Below are 19907 nucleotides of genomic sequence, written 5' to 3' on the forward strand. Positions count from 1 at the left end.
CTATGCCAAAGCGTTCTTCAATATGGTTACCGGGTGCTGGGCCTCACGTTTGGTACCGTCGTAGATCTGATGCCGACAACTCGTACCGTTAGCGGATATGATCGTATCTTCGGGTGATTTTCTTACGGAAGGAAAAAGCTTGAGCTCGCCCACCTTCATACTTACCTCGTAGTGCTCCTTTTCATAACCGAAGGAGCCGGCCATACCACAACAGCCTGAACTGATAATGGAAACCTTATAGTTCTCGGGAAGATTAAGCACATCAAAAGTCACTTTTTGGTTACTCAAGGCCTTTTGATGGCAATGTGAGTGAATCTTAACGGTCTTGGCCTCTTTGGTGAACAGTTCGGAGGAAAGTTCCTTGTTCTCTATTTCCTTTGCCAAAAACTCCTCTACCAAATAAGTATTGCTCGCTATGGCATTGGTTACCGCAGGGTCTTGCGAGAAACGCTTGTACTCATCGCGAAAGGTCAAAATGGCAGAAGGCTCCAAACCGACAACGGGAAGTCCCGCATCGGCAAATGCCTTCAGCTTGGGGATATTCGCCAACGCCAATTTTTTGGCCTGTTTTAAAAAGCCCTTTGACAAGTAGGTACGTCCACTTTCCCCATAGAACAATTGAACGTCATAGCCCAATGTCACCAACAAAACGATGGCATCTTTTCCAAGCTCAACATCGAGGTATTGACTGAACTCATCAATATATAAAACTATTTTTTTCTTACTTACACTATACTGTCCTTTAATCGATTGCAGGTAGTCATCGAAATTAAAGCTATAAACCTTGGGCAGGTTTCGTTCGGGAGCGACCCCCGAAGATTTCTTTAATAGCCCCCCTAAAAATTTCGATTCGTAAACGGCATTGGTCAAGCCCGGCACCTTACTTCCCAATTTGTTCAACCGGGTATTATAGGCAAACAATTTGCTCCTCAAGGGGTAGCCGTTCGCTTCTTGGTACTGATACAAAAACTCGGCCTTTAAGGTTGCCACATCCACATTACTCGGACATTCCGTAGCGCAGGCCTTACAGCTCAGGCAGAGGTCAAAAACCTCTTTGAGTTCCTTTTGGTCAAAGTTGTTTTTCTTCTCCCCGACCGTCAAATATTCCCGAAGGGCATTGGCCCTTCCCCTTGTCGTATTCTTTTCGTCCCTTGTTGCGTGAAAGCTTGGACACATGGCCCCGGCCGCATTTTCGGTTTTCCTGCAGTCTCCGCCCCCGTTACATTTTTCGGTAGCTTTAAGGATACCTTCCGAATCGGAAAAATCCAATAAGGTCTTGATTTCAGGTTCCTTGCGGTCCACTTCATAGCGAAGGGACTCATCCATGGGGTAGGCATCGACAATTTTGCCGGGATTAAAAATGCCCTCAGGATCAAAAAAGGATTTTATCCGTCTCAGCAACTGATAGTTTTCCTCCCCGACCATGATCGGTATAAATTCGGCACGTACGATTCCGTCCCCGTGTTCCCCACTAAAGGAGCCTTTGTATTTTTTGGTCAATCGGGCCACATCGGTGGTGATTCCCCTGAACATGGCCACATCATCTGATTTTTTCAGGTTCAAGATCGGCCGCAAGTGCAATTCCCCCGCTCCGGCATGGGCGTAGTAAACGGCCGATTGTTTATAGCCGTCCATGATTTTCGTAAACTCCGAGATAAAGGGCTTTAGGTCATCTAGGGCTACCGCAGTATCCTCGATACAAGCGACCGCCTTACGGTCACCGACCATGTTTCCTAAAAGTCCTAGTCCCGCTTTCCGCAGTGCTACGGCCTTGTTTACATCGGCCCCATAGAGTACGGGACTGGCATAACTCAAGCCTGAGACCTCGATAGTAGCGTGCAGTTCTTTCAACTGTCGCTCCAAATCTTCTTCGGTATGCGCCTTTACTTCCAACATTAACAATGCCGCCGGATCGCCTTCCACAAAAAACCGGTTCTTCAGCTGCTCCCTGTTGTTCTTTGTACAGTCCAAGATCACCCTGTCCATCATTTCACACAGGTGCAGGTCGTGTTTCATAACGGGGGCCACATCCGTTAAACAATCCTCCAAGGTCCTGTAATGGGTGACCACCATAGCCTGCAACTTGGGCGGTATCTCATCAAGGCTTAAGGTGATTTCCGTAGTAAAGGCCAAGGTGCCCTCACTACCGCTCAACAATTTACAGACATTTATTTTTTCCTCGGTATCGCCAAATACGTTGGTATTCAACAATTCATCTACCGCATAGCCCGTGTTCCTTCTGTGTATCTCAGGCTTAGGAAACTCTTCAAGAATACGTTCTTGCACCTCTTTGGGTGACAATTCCCTATAAATCTCCCTATAGATGGTCCCCTCCATGGTATTCAGGCTCTTTTTCTCTTCGAATTCCGAGGCGGTAAGGGCCTTGAATTCCACTTCACTGCCATCAGACAATATGGTTTTTAAGGAAACCACCTTTTCGCGTGTAATACCGTACTTGATGGAGGTCGTACCCGAAGAGTTGTTTCCTACCATTCCCCCGATCATACATCGGTTGGCCGTAGAGGTATTGGGGCCGAAGAACAGGCCGTAAGGTTCCAGGAATTGGTTTAGCTCATCGCGAATGACGCCGGGCTGAACCGTAACCTGTTTGTTTTTCTCATCGACACTAACGATTTTTGTAAAGTGCTTGGAGGTATCGACAACGATTCCCTCCCCCACTACTTGCCCTGCCAAGGAGGTACCTGCGGTTCTAGGAATTAGGCCTATTTTATGCTTGTTGGCAAACCGGACCAAGGTTTTTAGGTCTTCTACGGTTTCCGGGAAAGTAACGGCCGTAGGAATTTTTCTATAGACCGAAGCATCGGTGGCATATAGGGTTTTTGTTAAACTATCCGATAAAACACGACCTTGTAGCGAGTCAGCTAATTCTTGAAGTAAATTTTTATTCAACGGTAGACAATTTAGAACGCTAAATTAAGTTTTTATGCTTGAAAGACGAACGTAAAACGCCTTTTTAGAACCAAAAATCACAAGAATATGAAAAATTGGAAATTTTTATTTTTTATTTGCTTTTGCTCTATGGCACTTTCCCTACAGGCCCAAGAAATATCCGACAACGCATTAGGTTTAAGGCTTGGCGATAGCGATGGTTTCGGGGCGGAAATCTCCTATCAAAGATTAATAGGCCGGTATACCCGTGCCGAATTTGACCTGGGTTATCGCGATAGCCGCGAGTTCGATGCGATCAAACTTACCGGAGTCTATCAATGGCTCTACAATATCGACAGGGGATTCAACTGGTTTTACGGTGCCGGTGCCGGATTGGGCAGTGTAGATTTCGCCCCCGTTCCCAACAGAAACAACCCGACCATTGCCGAAGATCCCGATGGGGGACTTTTCGTTTTCTTGGCCGGTGATGTCGGTGTCGAATACAATTTTGACCTTCCGATAGTAGTGTCTTTGGACTTTAGACCCGAAATCGGACTAATCGGATTTTCCAATTTTGACAATCGCTTTAACTTTGATATCGCACTAGGTATTCGATACCAGTTTTAGAAATCGTACCGCAAATACACCTAAGCTCTTGACACATACCGTCAAGGGCTTTTTTTTGTACCGATATATACCTACATTTGTTCAATCTTAAATAAAAGGAATGAAAAAAGTAGTATTGTCAGTTTGTATTTTAGTGGGTCTTTTCGCCTGTAACCAAAAACCGGAAGGCTATAGTTTTACAGGAAACCTTAGAGGTGAAGTCGAAAACGGCACCAAAGTGTTTCTTAAGGCCATGGGCGACAACGGTCAACCTGTTGATATAGATACCACCACCGTGGAAAACGGAAAATTTGTTTTTACCGGTCAGGCCGACACCCCAGAAATGCACTACGTGTTTGTAGACAAACTAATGGGCTATACTGCTGTGATCCTAGAAAACGGCGAGATTGAACTCAATGCACAGAAAGATAGCTTGGGCTTTGCCGATGTAAAGGGTACGGCACAAAACGATGTGTTCATGGATTATATGGACAAATCAAAAGAGATTACCGCCCGCGCCCAGTCGATCCAACAAGACATGCAAAAAGCGGACGAGGCTACGGCTTTGGCCCTTAGGGATGAAATGATGGAACTTCAGGAAGAGTACAAGAACTTTGAGATCACTTATATCAAAGAGCATCCGGACGCCCTTATAGCGGCCTTGCTTATTGACCGTGCCACCAGTGCAAGGGCGATTACGGCTGCGGAGGCACAGGAAATGTACGATGCACTTTCTCCCGAGATCAAAAAGACCAAGGTTGCGGCTACCATCGTAAAGAAATTGGAAGACCAAAAACAGGCCGAGGAAAATGAAAAGAGCACGGCCATTGGCGCAAAGGCCCCTGAGTTTTCGGCTCCTAACCCCGAAGGCAAAACAGTTGCCCTAAACGAGGTTCTTGGCAAAGTGACCCTTATCGACTTTTGGGCCGCATGGTGCAAACCTTGTAGGGCCGAAAACCCCAATGTTGTAAAAGTCTACGAAAAATACCATGACAAAGGACTCAACATTGTCGGTGTTTCATTGGACAAGACCGAAGATGCCTGGAAAAAGGCTATCGCCGATGACGGATTGGCTTGGCACCAAGTATCGAACCTAGCCTATTTCAACGATCCCATTGCCAAATTATACAATGTCGATGCCATTCCCGCTGCATTCCTTTTGGATGAAAACGGAGTAATCATCGCCAAGAACCTAAGAGGTCCGGCCTTGGAACAAAAAGTAGCGGAGCTTCTAAAGTAAAATTACCTATACCTATAAAAAAAGCCCCGACCAGTTAAGGTCGGGGCTTTTGTTTTACAAGCCATGGGTTAATTCCTTAGAACTTTCCCTGTAAGTCTTTAAACGTACCTTTTACTTTGGCGTTTTCAAGGAGCTTTACACTTCCGAAAATATTAGCAACGGAATCGTCACCTATGAATTCTACAGTGGCGCCCTCATTCAAGATCAGATCACCATAGATATACAGGTTGCCCTCTATCCTAAGTACGGCATCCTTGTTTACGACTATATTTTTTCTCTTATTGTTTCTTCCCACAACCAAGGTACCGTTCATCTCGAAGCGTCCATTGCTGTTTACATAACTGGTGCTGTTCACCGTCCACGTACCACAAAGCAGTAACGAACCGTCTACTTCAAGCTTATTGAAGCGCTTAGACCCGTTATATTCCTTTACATCGCCTTCACTCACATAGAGGTTGGCGCTACCGTAGTAAGGATCAAGATCCGAACAACGGTTTTCCAAACTTTGATCCGGTCGGTTTAGTTTTACGATTTGGAGTCCCGCTTTACCCGAAGCCGCAAAAATATAATCCCCTTTTGAGGCCACATAGTTGATCGACCCATCAAGGTCTACCACCCCCACTATATTGGTTTGCCCGTCTACATCTTCGGAAAGACAGAGTCCCGCACCCCCATTGGCCATTAACAAAATATCTTCGTTCATCGCCACGGCATTGGTAACGATATTCTCGGTTTCGGTGCCTACAGGGTTTAAGAGGATGGGGATATACTCGATCAAGCTACCACTGTCCATATTATAGACCCCAGCGCCTTTGGCACCTTCCGATACGATTATTTTTTCCCCTGAAAAATCCAAGGTCCTTTTGCTACTCTGCCCAAAATCGGAATCGATAGCAATGATTTTACGTTCTACAAAATTTTCGTCCATGATGCTTACGCCTTGGCTCGCATCCAAAACGGCAATAACCCCGTTATCATAGGCTACCGAACGCAAGTCGGAAAATGAAACGTCGTTTTTGGTCGATAGATCGGTTTTTTTATAATAGGTCAACAGGCCATCTTTTCCGCTTGTGACCAATATACCATTTGTGGTTACCTCTACATCATTGGCGGTAAACCCTTCTTGAAAGCCATAGATCAACTCCCTACTGACATCCAATATACCACCTGAAGCAGGTATTTTAACTATAAAGGAATTGGAAGTGGCCCTAACGGACTTTTCCGAATCTACCCCGCCCACAGCGTAAACATAGCCGTTATCGTACTCTACCGCATTGATATCGGCATTGCTATAATAGAGTCGCGAAGTAACTTTAGGATTGTTCGGATCGCTTACATCAATGATATCGATACCCCCCGCATAACCGTCCTCTACCGTATTATACGATACGTAGGCATAGTTACCGTCTACATCTATATGTGAGGCCGTAAGGTTGTCTCCGCCCGTATACGACGGCGGATCAACCCGGGCCACTAAAGTCAAGGGGTAATCGCCAGCCATCTCCTCAATGGTTTTGGAAGTCTTTCCGGTGGAACCGTCCGTTTTTTTAATTTCAAGAACACCGGCGTCGTCAAAGAGAATACTATTCTCTAAAACCGATGCCTCGGCTTCAATGGAAATATCATCTTCGGTATCTTTGAAGACCGTGGTTTCGTCACTACACGATAGTATAATTGTACTGGCCGCCAATGCGACGAGGGATAGCTTTTTCATCATAAGTAGGTTTAAGCCCTATTAGCTTTGGGTGTTAACCTAACGCCTAAAGACCGTTGAAGTGTATAAACGATTCGTTTTTTTTCGACAAATCGCACTCAATTACGATAAATACGGCAATTTAGCCCCTGTTCAAGAAGAATAACGCGAAAATTAAGGGAAGCAATAGACAAAGGTCGGGGCTAAATTTTGCCCATTTTTGCCATAATGAACAGTATGATGATCGGTATGGCCAACAAGCCCACCATAAGCGGCTCTTGTACCAATAGTTGAGGCATAAAAAGCAGGGTTCCGACATAGCCCCCTATAGCCCCTCCAAAATGGGCGGTATGCCCAATATTGCCCATACGGCTTTTCATGCCATAGATGGAATACAACAAGTAGCCTATACCAAATACATAAGCGGGTACGGGAAGGGGGATGAACATAATGCCCAATTGCATATTGGGCTGCAGGAGAATGGCGGCATAGAGCACCCCTGTTACCGCACCACTGGCCCCTACGGCACTATAATAAGGTTCTTTTTTGTGAAAATACACAGCTAAAAGGCTTCCTGCCAATAAACTGAGAAAGTATATGGCCAAGAACTTTCCTGAACTGAACCAATTGACCACCACCGGTGCAAAAAAGTACAAGGTGAACATATTGAAAAAAAGGTGGGCCACGTCAACATGTAAAAAACCGGACGTCAGCATACGTTCTTTCTGACCGGCTTGTATCTGCCCAATCCCAAACTTATAGCGCTCAAAAAATACGGTATCGTTGAATCCTTTTAAGGAAACCAAAACGTTGGCAGCGATTACTACGATCGTAGCAATATCAAGGTTGTTCATACAGCACAGTTAATTTAGCTTCAAATATAGCTATATTTGTGGATTAAAAGGTTTCAATGCAACTGCTTGTTTTTATTTTGGCGTATCCCTTATTATGGCTCATTTCCATTTTGCCCTATCGCCTTTTTTACGGTTTTTCAGACTTTGTATTCTTCTTGGTCTACCATGTGGTAGGCTATCGGAAAGATGTGGTCAAGACCAATCTGGAACTGGCCTTTCCTAACAAAACGGAAGAAGAAATCTTAACCATAAGAAAAAAATTCTACCATCATATGTGCGATGCCTTCCTAGAGATGGTCAAGACCATGAACCTATCCAAAGCGGAAGTTGCCAAACGCTATGCCATTCAAAATATTGAGGTCATACAGGAAATAGAAAAGGAAAAGACCATTTTGGTGGTCTGCTCCCATTATGCCAACTGGGAGTGGAACGTAAGCATCAACAACCACGTAACATCACAGGGCTATGCGGTCTACCAAAAGATAAGCAACCCCTATTTTGACCGATGGGTCAAAAAGGTACGTGCCCGATGGAACACCATTCTCATTACCAAGGAAGAAACGGCCAAAGTGGTACTCAAAAACCACTTGAACAATAAGATCGGGATTTTCGGCATGGTAAGCGACCAATCGCCACAACGGAGCAGGGCGCAGTATTGGACGGAATTTATGGGAGTTAAGGTTCCCGTCATCAACGGGGCGGAAAGTTTTGCGCGGAAAATGGACTTGGCCGTGGTCTTCCTAAAGGTTTCCAAGGTAAAAAGAGGCTATTACTCCGCAGAATTCATCCCCATTACCACTTCCGGAAAATCGACCGAGAAAAACGAGATTACCGATACCTTCTTACGTTTGGCGGAACAGCAGATCCGCGAAAAACCCGAATACTACCTATGGACACATAGGCGTTGGAAGCACAGGAACAATGTTCCCGCAGAGGTTCAGTAGCCCCCTCCCTTCGACTACGCTCATGAAGTTCCCTGAAATTTGATACGATTTAGGGAAACGCATTTTCAATTTAAACATAAAAACGCCCGGAATGAAAACGAGAAGTATCTCGATCATTCCGAGCGCTGTGTTTTTAATACCTCCCTTCGACCGCGCTTAGGGGGTAGCTTATGTTATAAACCGGCTACCGCTTTAATCTCATCGATAATACGGTCGGCCAAGGCATCGGCTTCCGATTGGCTTTTCGCTTCGGTGTATATTCTGATGATGGGTTCGGTGTTGGATTTTCTCAGGTGGACCCAATTTTCGGGAAAATCGATTTTCACCCCGTCAATGGTAGAAATTTCCTCATTCTTATACTTTTCGGCCATTGCCTTAAGAATGCCGTCGACATCAAGACCCGGGGTCAACTGTATTTTCTTCTTGCTCATAAAGTACGAAGGATAGCTTGCGCGAAGTTCCGCAACGCTTCCTCCCTTTTCGGCCATCAACATTAAGAACAAAGCGGTACCGACGAGCGAATCACGACCATAGTGGCTTTCAGGGTAAATGATACCCCCATTTCCCTCACCACCAATAATCGCCTTGTTCGCCTTCATTTTGGTCACTACGTTCACTTCGCCAACAGCTGAAGCTTCATACGTACCCCCATGCTTTTCGGTAATGTCGCGTAAGGCACGTGAAGAAGACAAGTTAGAAACGGTATTTCCTTTGGTCTTGCCCAAAACGTAATCGGCACAGGCCACCAAGGTGTATTCTTCCCCGAACATCTCCCCGGTATTGTCGATAAATGCCAAACGGTCTACATCGGGATCGACCACAATTCCAAAATCGGCCTTTTCTTCTACCACCAAGGCACAGATATCGCCCAAGTGCTCTTTTAAGGGCTCTGGGTTATGCGGAAAATGTCCTGTGGGGTCACAGTACAATTTCACCACTTCCACACCAAGCTCTTCGAGTAGTTTAGGGATGGCAATCCCTCCGGTAGAGTTTACACCATCGACCACCACCTTAAATTTGGCCTTACGGATGGTATCGGCATCTACCAAGGGTAGGTCCAATACTTCATCGATATGAATATCTATATATGAATCGTTTCGGGTAATGCTTCCCAAGTCATCGACTTCAGAAAAATCAAACTCTTCCTTTTCGGCGATATCTAAAATCTTAGCCCCTTGCGCCGCATCCAAAAACTCCCCTTTTTCATTCAAAAGTTTAAGGGCGTTCCATTGTTTCGGGTTGTGGCTGGCGGTCAAAATAATTCCCCCGTCCGCTTTTTCCAAGGGAACCGCTATTTCAACCGTAGGTGTGGTCGACAGATCCAAATCGATAACATCTATACCAAGACCTACCAATGTGGATACGACCAGGTTTTGGATCATTTCACCGGATAGGCGGGCATCTCTTCCGATAACCACTTTTAGTTTTTCCTTTTTAGAATATTCCTTTAACCAAATACCATATGCCGCGGCAAATTTAACCGCATCTATGGGGGTTAAGTTATCTCCTGGGCTACCTCCGATAGTGCCTCGTATACCTGAAATCGATTTTATTAATGTCATGTTTATGTAAAATAGTTTCTGCAAATATACAGGTCTAGGGCCAATACTATGTTTGCAATTTGTAAATTCGGACCTATGAATTTTCTAGCGCATATTTATCTTTCCTTCGATGACCCCGAAATTACCTTGGGAAATTTTATTGCGGACAGCATTAGGGGCAATAAATTCAAGCATCTACCCGAACGGGTTCAAAAAGGGATCATGTTGCACCGTGATATCGACACCTTTACCGATACGCACGAGATTCCCAAAATCAGCAGCAAGCGCCTACACAAGAACTACAGCCATTACAGCAGGGTAATCGTAGATATTTTTTACGACCACTACCTGGCCAAAAATTGGGATACCTATAGTGAAACCCCTTTGGATATTTATGTGGATAATTTTTATGACCTATTGGAAGAAAACTACAGCATTTTACCCGTAGGCGTACAACGTATGATGCCCTATATGATTTCCGACAACTGGATCTACAACTACTCCAAGATGGAGGGTATCGCCAAGGTCTTAAAGGGAATGAACCGTAGGACCAACAATATCTCTAAAATGAACTTTGCCATTTTAGACCTTGAGGAGCATTACGAAAAATTCGAAGAAGAGTTTACGGCCTTCTTTGACGAACTTTTGGTATTTTCAAAGCAAAAATTTATATCACTCTAATCGACATAGCGTATACGACCTACTTTAAAACCGTTTTTAAACCTTAGTAATCCGACCACTTATGAGACCCGTACGATTTGTTTTTCTTAAGACCCTTATCCTTCTCTTTTTCCTAAGTTGTAAAAGCGAACCTCTTAAACCTGCAAAACCTACCGGCGTCGTTGTCGAAAAGGCCATGGTAGTCTCTGCGCGCGAGGAAGCCTCGACCATTGGCGCAACCATTTTAAAGCAGGGCGGGAATGCCTTTGACGCCATGGTGGCCACGGAGCTGGCCTTGGTCGTTTCCTATCCGTTTGCCGGAAACATAGGCGGTGGCGGTTTTATGGTCTACCGCAAGGCGGACGGCTCCGTCGGGGCCTTGGATTATCGTGAAAAAGCGCCTTTATCGGCTACCAAAGACATGTATTTAGACTCCCTGGGAAACGTTATTCCGGGTATGAGTACCAAAGGGGCCACGGCAGTCGGGGTTCCCGGTACGGTAGCAGGAATTATCGAAGTACATAAAAAATTCGGCTCCATGCCCTTAGAGACCATTCTTGAACCGGTCATTGCCTTGGCCGACGAAGGGGTTATCATTACCAAAAAACAGGCCGAACGGTTTAAAAATTATAAGGATATCATCTTGGAAGTGAACGATAGCGTCACCACCTTTCCCATTGGTTGTGAAGCCGGGGACCTCGTAAAGTTCCCCGCTTTGGCCAACACGCTACGCCGTATTGCGAAAGAAGGGCGTGACGGGTTCTACAAAGGTAAAACTGCAAAAATACTGGCTTCATTCATTCAAGAAAAGGGAGGCTTCGTTACCGAAGAAGACCTCGCACAATACGAGGCCCAATGGCGTCAGCCCATCGTTTTCGACTACAAAGACCTGAACATCATATCTATGAGTCCGCCTAGTAGCGGTGGGGTTACCATGAACCAAATCTTAAAGATGATGGAACCTTACGATGTTGCCAAATTCGGACATAATTCAGAAAAGACCATACAGTTGTTTACCGAGGCCGCACGCCGTGCCTATGCCGACCGGAACTATTGGTTGGGCGACCCCGATTTTGTGAGCATCCCCTTAGACGAGCTTTTAAGCGATGCCTATTTAAAGGAACGTATGGAGGATTTTTCATTTGACAAGGCGACCAAGTCGGAAGACGTCCGTGAAGGAAACATACAAATGGCCGAAAGTATGGAAACCACCCACTACTCCATTGTCGATGCCGAAGGCAATGCCGTTTCGGTAACGACGACCTTAAACGGGGCCTACGGTTCAAAACTCTATTGTGATAAGCTCGGTTTTTTCCTGAACAACGAAATGGATGATTTTAGCGCCAAGGCCGGTGTTCCAAATATGTTCGGTCTGGTAGGTGCCGAGGCCAACAGCATCGCGCCCGGAAAACGTATGCTGAGCAGTATGACCCCGACCATTGTAGAAAGGGAAGGCCAACTTTGGATGGTAGTAGGGACGCCCGGAGGCTCTACCATAATCACCGCCGTGGCCCAGACCATTCTAAATGGCTATGAGTTCAATATGAGCATGCAAGACGCCGTAAGCGCGCCGCGTTTCCACCACCAGTGGTTGCCCGATATGGTGGTCTTTGAACCCAAGGGCTTTTCAGAAGAGCTCAAGGCCGGACTCAAATCAAAAGGATATAATATCAATGAAGACCGCACGCCCATTATTGGGAAGGTAGATGCCATTCGTGTATTGCCCGACGGCAGTCTCGAAGGAGGTGCCGACCCCCGTGGCGATGATACGGCCGTAGGCTTTTAATGTATTTGAAATGATAAGGAAACTGTTGAAAATTTTAGGAAAGGGCATACTATTCCTTGCCGCCCTCCTTCTTGTGGGTTTCGGCGTTCTGTATATGATATACGATGAAGCCTTGCCCCAAGGCGTTCCCGGAGAAAAGGCCGATGCCCTTGCGCTTAAAATGCTAAAGGCCATCAATAGCGACGCCTATACCCAAACCCAATACCTGGAATGGACTTTTGCCAAGGGTTCGCATCGCTACAAATGGGACAAAGCCAATGGCGAAGTAGATGTGGAATGGGACAATTACCGTGTACTCCTACATTTAAACGCCCCGTTAAAAAGTAAGGTATTCGAAAAGGAGACCGAAGTGCTGGGCGAAGACCGAAAAAAGCGCATTGACCAGGCCATAGATTTTTTTAACAACGATTCTTTTTGGCTGGTCGCCCCCTTTAAAGTATTCGATGCCGGTACGGAACGCAGTGTAGTGAGCCTGGAAGACGGTTCGCAAGCTTTATTGATCACCTATTCCACGGGGGGCAGTACCCCTGGAGATTCCTACCTCTGGCATATAGGGCCCAACGGATTGCCGGAAAGCTTCCAAATGTGGGTCAGTATCATCCCCATTGGGGGACTCAAAGCGACTTGGGACGATTGGCAAATCATGGAAAGTGGCGCCTTCTTGCCCACCTCCCACAAACTAGGGCCAATCACCTTGGATATGGGGGAAGTTAGAGGGTATGATTAAGCGCAAAAAAATCTGTTTTAAACCCTCTATGCATCTTCCAACATTGTAGTGATCCAATCCCATGTCAAAATGTGCGTTTGAGCTTCGGCTAAACCTTCTACTCTAGCGTGACCAGAATAAGGTTTATTTACTCCAAAACGAATCGCTTCAAAATCTTCTTGAACTAAGCTGTTCGCAGCGTACGGAAAACCGATTTCCACCATGTACTTTATCTTCAAGTTATGATGGGGTTCCGATGAAGAGAGCACAAGGCGAAAGAAAATAACGCTGATAATCTCGCGTTACATACATAGTTGTGGAGTTTACACTGTAAAAATACTTTGTTCCCTTTAAAAAAATGAAATGAGAGAGTTTGAAATAGATAATTTCCCTAGTATAGGCGGTGTTATATGTTCAAAAATGATAGTTGAAGAGCATTACAAACCTTTGTTCATTTTCAGAGAAAAACCATTTAATGAAAATGATAGTGGTTGGCGTCTATTTTCTGGGTTTGAAAGTGATGAATACTCTGACAATTCCGATAACTTCGGTATTTATGACCCAAAAACTATTTTGAAAATCGACAATTCAATTTCAACGCTACTGCTATATAAGGGAATCGGAACCGTATGGGAAAGAGAACCTGATAACGAATGGAAGGAAGTCTTCGATTATCCATTACAAGATGATTTCACAGTTGAAAACCAATTAACCGACAATTGGAAACTGTCAATTAACAATCTCTTTATTAAGAACAAAGATCAAGATGGTGTGATGTTTACCACTAACGACAAAACATTACGTTTAGATATTTGGACTTATATTGGAAAAACCAAAGAAGAAATCGTAATGGAAAAGAAAGAGGCAATAAGCGAAAGAAATGCTGATAATGAGATCATAAAGAAATATCAGTTCGACCAAGGAAATCAAATTAAAATTGGCTATCACATAAAAGAATATAGCCAACAAAAGGATATAGAGTATAATTTAATTTGCGGCTTTTGTATTGTTGATTACGAAGTGTTAAATGCTTTCTTTTATTTTGACAATGAGAATGATGTGGAATGGGCTTTAAATACTTGGAAAATGATTGAGTACAACTAACTAGCACAGCATAAATAATCCTTTATACCTCCACAAGGGTTGAAACTTAGAATTACTACAACGCTCGTCTAATAATGCAACGCTTTTTACAAATAATTCCGTTCCAAAAAAATACAAGGATGAAAAACATTTTAATTGTAACAATATTATTCACAGTTCATACAACCTACGCCCAAAATAACTTTTACGAATCTACATGTGATTGTATTAATTTAATCAAGGATAAATCCAATGAAAGTGAATTAGCCTATAAAACCAAAGATTGTTTAAAGCAATCGACTACCAATCATCCTGAAAAAGTCAAAAAGATTTTCCAAGACTACGTGAACGACCATCCTAAAACAAGTATTGAATTCACAGAAAACAATGTTTCTGTAATATTAACCGAAAAGCTAAGTGAAAAATGTCCTGAATTCGCAAGAATTGATTCTTTTTTTAGAACACGACGAAATAATTCTGAAAATATTATAGTAACCGTGGCCGATGAGATTTGTGCTCAGGCGAGAAATGAGCCCGAATTATCAGGGCAAGTCGTTAACAGAATCAGAAAAAAAAGTTTCGAAAAATACTTAGTCAGTATTTATGCGCAGTATAATCTTAATGATAGTTTAGACTTTAAACGATTTGAAGATGATCTGAGATCGGAACTTGAGAAAAACTGTGATGTTCCCAATAAGTAAAAAATCAACGTTTCATAACCGCTTTTGTTTTTTGGGATAGCCGAGAACACGGCTAAACCTCTTTTTGAAGGACTATCCCATAAAGTGTGTAAGTTAAAAATAAGGGAGGGAAGTTACACTAAAGGTCTTTCCACCAGTTCGGATAGGTGCCAAGGGAATCGGCAACCATGATTTCTTGCCCTATTCTTGGTGCAATTACCTTTACGTTCAGTTCAATAGCCTTTTTCCGTACCCGTATAATAGGGTCTTTCCAATCATGGAGGGCCAATTTGAAACCGGCCCAATGTATGGGCATGATTTTTTTCGCCCTGACATCCAAGCCCGCCTGTGCGGTTTCTTCGGGCATCATATGTATATCGGGCCACATCTTATCGTATTGACCACATTCCATTAAGGCCAGGTCAAAAGGACCGTATTTCTCTCCTATCTCCTTGAAATGTGGGGCGTATCCGCTATCCCCGCTAAAATAAATGCTTTCAGAAACCGATTTCACCACCCACGAACCCCACAAGGTACTTTGGCCATTGTTCAATTTCCTACCGGAAAAATGTTGGGCAGGTGTACACACCAAGGTTATATCACCTAATTCTTCCTCTTGCCACCAGTCCAGTTCCGTTATCTTGTCGGAAGAAATCCCCCAAGCTTCCAAATGCACTCCTAAACCAAGCGGCACAAAATAATGCTCTACTTTATCCTTAATACCTAGAATAGTTTCGTAATCTAAATGGTCGTAATGGTCATGGGAAAAAATGACCGCATCAATTTGGGGCAGCTTTTCAATATCCAAGGGCATTTCCTTATTGAACCGTTCATCTCCCAACCAAGGGTGAGGCGCCGGAACCATACCGAACATGGGGTCTAAAAGAATATTTTTACCCTCCATTTGCAACAAAAACGATGAATGTCCGAACCATACCATTTTGGTTTGGCTTTTATAGGCCGCTACACGGTCCGAGTCCAATTTAAGGACTTCCAAGTCTTCTTTAGGCCTTCCATTTTTGACTTCGGTCGTAAAAAATTTATAGGCAAGATCCAAGGTTTCCCCAAAACTTAAATCTTTTGGAACAGCTTTGCTGTTATTGAATTTCCCGTCTTTGAACTGTGGCGAAACTTCATAAACCTGCCGGCGTTCTTTAGAGACATCACCACCAAGGCTTGGATAGAAATTGTTGAACAAGAGGTAGGCAACGATCAGTAGCCCGATCAGTATAACAAAGGCCCCTAGCACCTTCCTTAAAATTCGTTTTAGCATGCCTTTATTTAAATTGTGCCATTATTATTTTATCAAAGACCTTATCGCCGAACCATTTCCGAAGGGCCATGGCAGGTTTGGCCATATACCCTTTGGCGTATCGTGTTTTTGGCTTGGCCACCGTAGCCGCTTTGGCAATGGTCTTCCCCAATACCCCTGCCGGGGTCAAACCAGGCTTTGTATATAAGTTTTTCATCCCTTCCGCCACCTTATGGGCAAATGTAGAATAGGCACCGGTTGCTGAAGTTCTTATTAAGTTTTCGGCCGCAATGCTTCCCCAAGGGGTCTGTATGCCACCGGGTTCGACCACTACTACGTCTACTCCAAATTCCTTTACTTCCAAGCGTAGGCAATCGCTCCAAGCTTCAAGGGCGTGTTTGCTGGCAAAATACCAAGCCCCAAGGGGCATATATATTTTTCCGCCCATGGAAGAAATGTTTACTATTCTCCCCGATCTATGGGCCCTCATTTGGGGCAGGACCAATTGGGTAATACGTGCCAATCCGAACAGGTTTACTTCAAACTGTCTTTTGGCTTCCGCCATGGATACATCCTCGACGGCACCGTAGGAACCATACCCGGCATTGTTGATCAGTATATCTATTCTACCTTCCTTATCTAAAATCGTATTTACGCACGTTATAATGGAAGCCTCTTGGGTCAGGTCCAAGGAGACGACGGACATCCCTCCCTCCTTCAGGTCCTGCATTTCTTCCAAGCGTCTTGCCGCCCCGTACACGCTGTACCCTTGTTTATGTAAGATTTGCGCCGTAGACTTCCCCATTCCCGAAGACGCTCCTGTAATCAAGACCACTTTGCCCATTTCTTTGTTTTACGATTGATTATTGCGCAAAATTAAGCTAATGTGGGAGTCTGCTTGTATTTAATTGATGTAAGTTGAATATTTTTTACGGAAGTTTTGGCAGGGGCGACCACTGTTATGGCCCTTCGTTTTTTTCTATTGTAGATAAAACTTTAACCTTACGCGAAGCCCGTATTGCTTATAGGTGTTGTTGACAAATCGTTTTTATTTGTTTTTTAAGCTCCTATCAAGTTTCTTCTCGATAGGTTCCTCCATTCCTAAAAGACAGATTGCTGCCCATAATCTATTTTTAGGAATATTAAAATCAAAATTCGTGAGTCTTTTTATAAAAAACATATTATATGTACCTGCTGACACATTTCCAATATTCACGAAATCTCTGTGCAAGTTGTTGAAAAAGGGATCTTCTTTCCCAATTTCTTCCAAATAGTCCATGTATTTGCTAGTAGTACTTACAGATAACAATTTTATATCCTCAAGATTACGGTAGACCGTATCGCCCTTATTTATTGTGTTGTAATGATAATCGAAAGTCCAGATGGAAGAGAATTGTATGGAGTCCAAACTTTCTAAGAATTCGTATTTTGGGTTTTCTTCAAAAGGGACGATATATTCTTGAGTTTGTGCGATATCTTTAAAATAAAGATGGTAGGCTTTATTCGCCTCGGTCGTATTCTCTCTATTTAAAACCATGTCATCAACGTATTTTATCATTGATTCCAAGCCTTGAATTTCAGTTTCGTTAAAAACTTTTGTTAGGGCTTTATCGCTTGTTAAGTCAATCTTTTTTTGACTCAAAAGTTGTGATGTTGCCAATAAAAATGAAACAATAATTATACTTTTTTTCATGATTTTAAACTTTAGCGGAAATGTTTACCAACGTCTGTCTGTCTTAAAAAACCCCTATATTTTAGGAATTATGGACTTGTGCAACGCTTACCGGTGTTGGCAAATGGCGTTTTATCCGCTGGTAAATTCAGTTCTTTCAGAATACTATTCAATTCGGTAAGTGAAGTTTTGTCAATTAATTCCGTGTTGATTTTTAATTCCTTCGTTTCTGTTTTCAGAGTATAATCTCCAGCGAACTTTTTAATCCAATTTATTTCATTCAAATTTATTTTTTTTCCGTAACCGTTAAGTCCGTTTTTACGAATAGTCCCGTTTTCAATTCTCAGATATTGATTTGTTAAATCGTATAAATAATGTCCTATATATAAAAGTCCAATAACTAAATAACCATACTCTGACCATCGTAAATTTTCGTCTTCTAAAACATTGAAAATCCCAAGTCCAGTCCAAACTATTCCGAGTATTAGACTAGCAATTAATTTTATACGGCAATTGCTTTATTTTCTCAACGTTTTAAATATAAATCTTCTATTATTTTAATATGATGCAAATCGTGTCCGAGAATATGATATCCCAAAGCTCTTGCACTCGCTTTATTTCCATTTGCAATTCCGATACGTTTTAATGATTTTTCGGAAAGTCCATTAAAAAGTGCAATGGTTGATAATCTTAAAGCTTCATATTCTTCCATAATACTCTCAATCGTTCTCTCTGAGGTGTCAGAGTTAAGATTATAATCATCTTGTTCAAATCCCGGAAAATTTGTTTTGTCGTTTCTAGCAAAGGAAAGCGCTCTATATCCGTCGATTCTTTCATCATCGATTATATGGACCAAAACTTCTTTAATTGACCATTTATTCTTTTCGTATCTATAGTCTAATTGTTCACTCGATAAGCTATTAATCAAGTTTTTTGTTCTCTCTAAACTAGTTTTCAACTGTTCGATAAGGCTTCCATCTTTTTTTACCAATTACACATTCATCTCGGCATAAATAGGGTACTCATTTTGTGATGGAAATTCAATATACTTGGTCATTTAGTTTTTCTTTTTCAGCTTGTTGCCAATAACGGGATATAGTTAGTGATGCTATCGTGCTTATAACATCCGAAATGCTATATCCTTCTTTTTAACACCTCTAATGTACACCTTTACGAAGACCTACCTTACAGGTTTACGTAAGGCTTTTAAGAAAGTTTTTAACAGGTGCTACCTAAGGGTGGGCATGGTCTGTGTTCCAGGACTTCTTGTACTTGCTGTAAACCGGCTATTTTTTTGCAAAAAACCTTTTGCTCTTCTGGTCGGGCCTAAAAAAAGCCCCTGAAAGAGGCTTATTCGGATCCGTTTTTTGGGGGAATCAATGGTTTGTGCAAGGGCTTACTTTTGTTCCTGATACACAACTCAAAATTTTAAATAAATACGTCAATATTGATATTTGACAAAAACAACAGCCTTTTAAAATCAGTAAGTTATGATTTATTAATTTCAAAGAATAAGGGTTTAGGACTCCATGCCGAGTTGTGCAACGCTTCCTTTTGTCCAAGAATAATTATGTCGTACCATTAACCGAGGAAACTGTTGTTTTTTACCTCGGCTGATCCCGGTAGTTATTTTTTCCGTCCTACAAATCGAATTACAGACCCTTTTCCATTGTGATATAAACCTTCGCTCAATTCAATTTCTTTTTCTTCTAATTCTATAATTTCATAATTGTGAAAACAAGAAGATACTTCTTCTATAGAATATAAAGTGGCCAAATCCGATGGCCCACCTACTTTAGGGTTTTTCTTTTTGTAGTCGATGTGATTTTTTGAGAATGCTTCAAATATCACTATTCCGCCTTTTTTTAGTTTTTTACTTAGCGTTTTAAGGTACTCGGCTTTTATATTTGCTGGGAAGTGAGCGTATATTAAAGCAATAGCATCAAATTGTTCATTTCCATAATTCAGTTCAGGTAATTGACCAACCTTATAGTCAATTGAGACCTTATTTTCTTTAGCAAGCCTTAATGCCTTGTTTTTTCCCTCAACGCTTATGTCAAACGCATAAACATTCCAACCCAGTTTTGCGGAATAAACAGCATTTCTTCCTTCTCCTTCCGCTCCCAAAAGGATTTTACCTATTTTAAGTTTCTGAATTTGTTCTTTTAGGAATTCATTTGGTTTGATTCCATAGGCATATTCCTTTTCTCGGTATCTAACATTCCATCTTTTTAACCAGGTATCTGACATTTTATATACGTTTGTTTTAATTAATGACGGTCTAGGCTATACTATAAGTAG

The 19907-nt window shown here is 42.8% G+C and carries 17 protein-coding genes; 8 read left to right on the forward strand and 9 right to left on the reverse strand.

What is annotated here, in order from left to right:
• Positions 1-2910, reverse strand: a complete 2910-nt coding sequence (locus tag ZOBGAL_RS20760; protein ID WP_013995729.1) for an FAD-binding and (Fe-S)-binding domain-containing protein — start codon at positions 2908-2910, stop codon at positions 1-3.
• 87 nt (positions 2911-2997) lie between these two features.
• Here ZOBGAL_RS20760 and ZOBGAL_RS20765 point away from each other — a divergent pair, with 87 nt between their 5' ends.
• Complete coding sequence (locus ZOBGAL_RS20765) at positions 2998-3516, forward strand: hypothetical protein (RefSeq protein WP_013995730.1); 519 nt, start codon at positions 2998-3000, stop codon at positions 3514-3516.
• A gap of 100 nt (positions 3517-3616) precedes the next feature.
• Positions 3617-4735, forward strand: a complete 1119-nt coding sequence (locus tag ZOBGAL_RS20770; RefSeq protein ID WP_013995731.1) for a TlpA disulfide reductase family protein — start codon at positions 3617-3619, stop codon at positions 4733-4735.
• 76 nt (positions 4736-4811) lie between these two features.
• Here ZOBGAL_RS20770 and ZOBGAL_RS20775 read toward each other — a convergent pair whose 3' ends face one another.
• Together ZOBGAL_RS20775 and ZOBGAL_RS20780 are read right to left on the reverse strand one after the other, a co-directional pair.
• A complete protein-coding gene (locus tag ZOBGAL_RS20775) occupies positions 4812-6452 on the reverse strand; it encodes an LVIVD repeat-containing protein (protein ID WP_013995732.1) in 1641 nt (546 codons plus the stop codon).
• Positions 6453-6631: 179 nt separating this feature from the next.
• Entirely contained in the window at positions 6632-7282 is a 651-nt protein-coding gene (locus ZOBGAL_RS20780) for a rhomboid family intramembrane serine protease (RefSeq protein ID WP_013995733.1), read from the reverse strand.
• 56 nt (positions 7283-7338) lie between these two features.
• Here ZOBGAL_RS20780 and ZOBGAL_RS20785 point away from each other — a divergent pair, with 56 nt between their 5' ends.
• On the forward strand, positions 7339-8226 hold the full coding sequence (locus ZOBGAL_RS20785) for a lysophospholipid acyltransferase family protein (RefSeq protein ID WP_013995734.1): 888 nt from the start codon (positions 7339-7341) through the stop codon (positions 8224-8226).
• 173 nt (positions 8227-8399) lie between these two features.
• On the opposite strand, the gene glmM is transcribed toward ZOBGAL_RS20785, so the two are convergent.
• Positions 8400-9788: a phosphoglucosamine mutase gene (gene glmM, locus ZOBGAL_RS20790; protein ID WP_013995735.1), complete on the reverse strand. Its 1389-nt coding sequence runs from the start codon at positions 9786-9788 to the stop codon at positions 8400-8402.
• A 75-nt stretch (positions 9789-9863) separates the two neighbouring features.
• On the opposite strand from glmM, the gene ZOBGAL_RS20795 reads away from it, so the two are divergent.
• The 5 genes from ZOBGAL_RS20795 to ZOBGAL_RS20815 all read left to right on the forward strand — a co-directional run bounded on the left by ZOBGAL_RS20795 (position 9864) and on the right by ZOBGAL_RS20815 (position 14703).
• On the forward strand, positions 9864-10448 hold the full coding sequence (locus tag ZOBGAL_RS20795; RefSeq protein WP_013995736.1) for an acyl carrier protein phosphodiesterase: 585 nt from the start codon (positions 9864-9866) through the stop codon (positions 10446-10448).
• Positions 10449-10509: 61 nt separating this feature from the next.
• Positions 10510-12213 carry a gamma-glutamyltransferase gene (gene ggt / locus ZOBGAL_RS20800; RefSeq protein ID WP_013995737.1) on the forward strand — a complete coding sequence of 568 codons (1704 nt, stop codon included), beginning with the start codon at positions 10510-10512 and terminating at the stop codon, positions 12211-12213.
• 10 nt (positions 12214-12223) lie between these two features.
• On the forward strand, positions 12224-12940 hold the full coding sequence (locus ZOBGAL_RS20805; protein ID WP_013995738.1) for a hypothetical protein: 717 nt from the start codon (positions 12224-12226) through the stop codon (positions 12938-12940).
• A gap of 342 nt (positions 12941-13282) precedes the next feature.
• Positions 13283-14023, forward strand: a complete 741-nt coding sequence (locus tag ZOBGAL_RS22950; protein ID WP_013995740.1) for a DUF2185 domain-containing protein — start codon at positions 13283-13285, stop codon at positions 14021-14023.
• A 119-nt stretch (positions 14024-14142) separates the two neighbouring features.
• Entirely contained in the window at positions 14143-14703 is a 561-nt protein-coding gene (locus ZOBGAL_RS20815; RefSeq protein WP_046287632.1) for a hypothetical protein, read from the forward strand.
• A 118-nt stretch (positions 14704-14821) separates the two neighbouring features.
• Here the strand turns inward: ZOBGAL_RS20815 and ZOBGAL_RS20820 are convergent, their stop codons facing one another.
• From ZOBGAL_RS20820 to ZOBGAL_RS20840, 5 genes are all read right to left on the reverse strand, one after another.
• A complete protein-coding gene (locus tag ZOBGAL_RS20820) occupies positions 14822-15955 on the reverse strand; it encodes an MBL fold metallo-hydrolase (protein WP_013995742.1) in 1134 nt (377 codons plus the stop codon).
• Positions 15956-15959: 4 nt separating this feature from the next.
• A complete protein-coding gene (locus ZOBGAL_RS20825; protein WP_013995743.1) occupies positions 15960-16778 on the reverse strand; it encodes an oxidoreductase in 819 nt (272 codons plus the stop codon).
• Between the two features lie 204 nt (positions 16779-16982).
• Positions 16983-17627 (reverse strand): hypothetical protein, encoded by a 645-nt coding sequence (locus ZOBGAL_RS20830; RefSeq protein ID WP_013995744.1) that lies wholly within the window; start codon positions 17625-17627, stop codon positions 16983-16985.
• A gap of 505 nt (positions 17628-18132) precedes the next feature.
• Complete coding sequence (locus ZOBGAL_RS20835; RefSeq protein WP_013995746.1) at positions 18133-18597, reverse strand: DinB family protein; 465 nt, start codon at positions 18595-18597, stop codon at positions 18133-18135.
• A 635-nt stretch (positions 18598-19232) separates the two neighbouring features.
• Entirely contained in the window at positions 19233-19856 is a 624-nt protein-coding gene (locus ZOBGAL_RS20840; RefSeq protein ID WP_013995747.1) for a class I SAM-dependent methyltransferase, read from the reverse strand.
• Between the last annotated feature and the right edge of the window lie 51 nt (positions 19857-19907).

Origin of the sequence: Zobellia galactanivorans (genome assembly GCF_000973105.1) — a bacterium.
Taxonomy (GTDB): Bacteria; Bacteroidota; Bacteroidia; order Flavobacteriales; family Flavobacteriaceae; genus Zobellia; species Zobellia galactanivorans.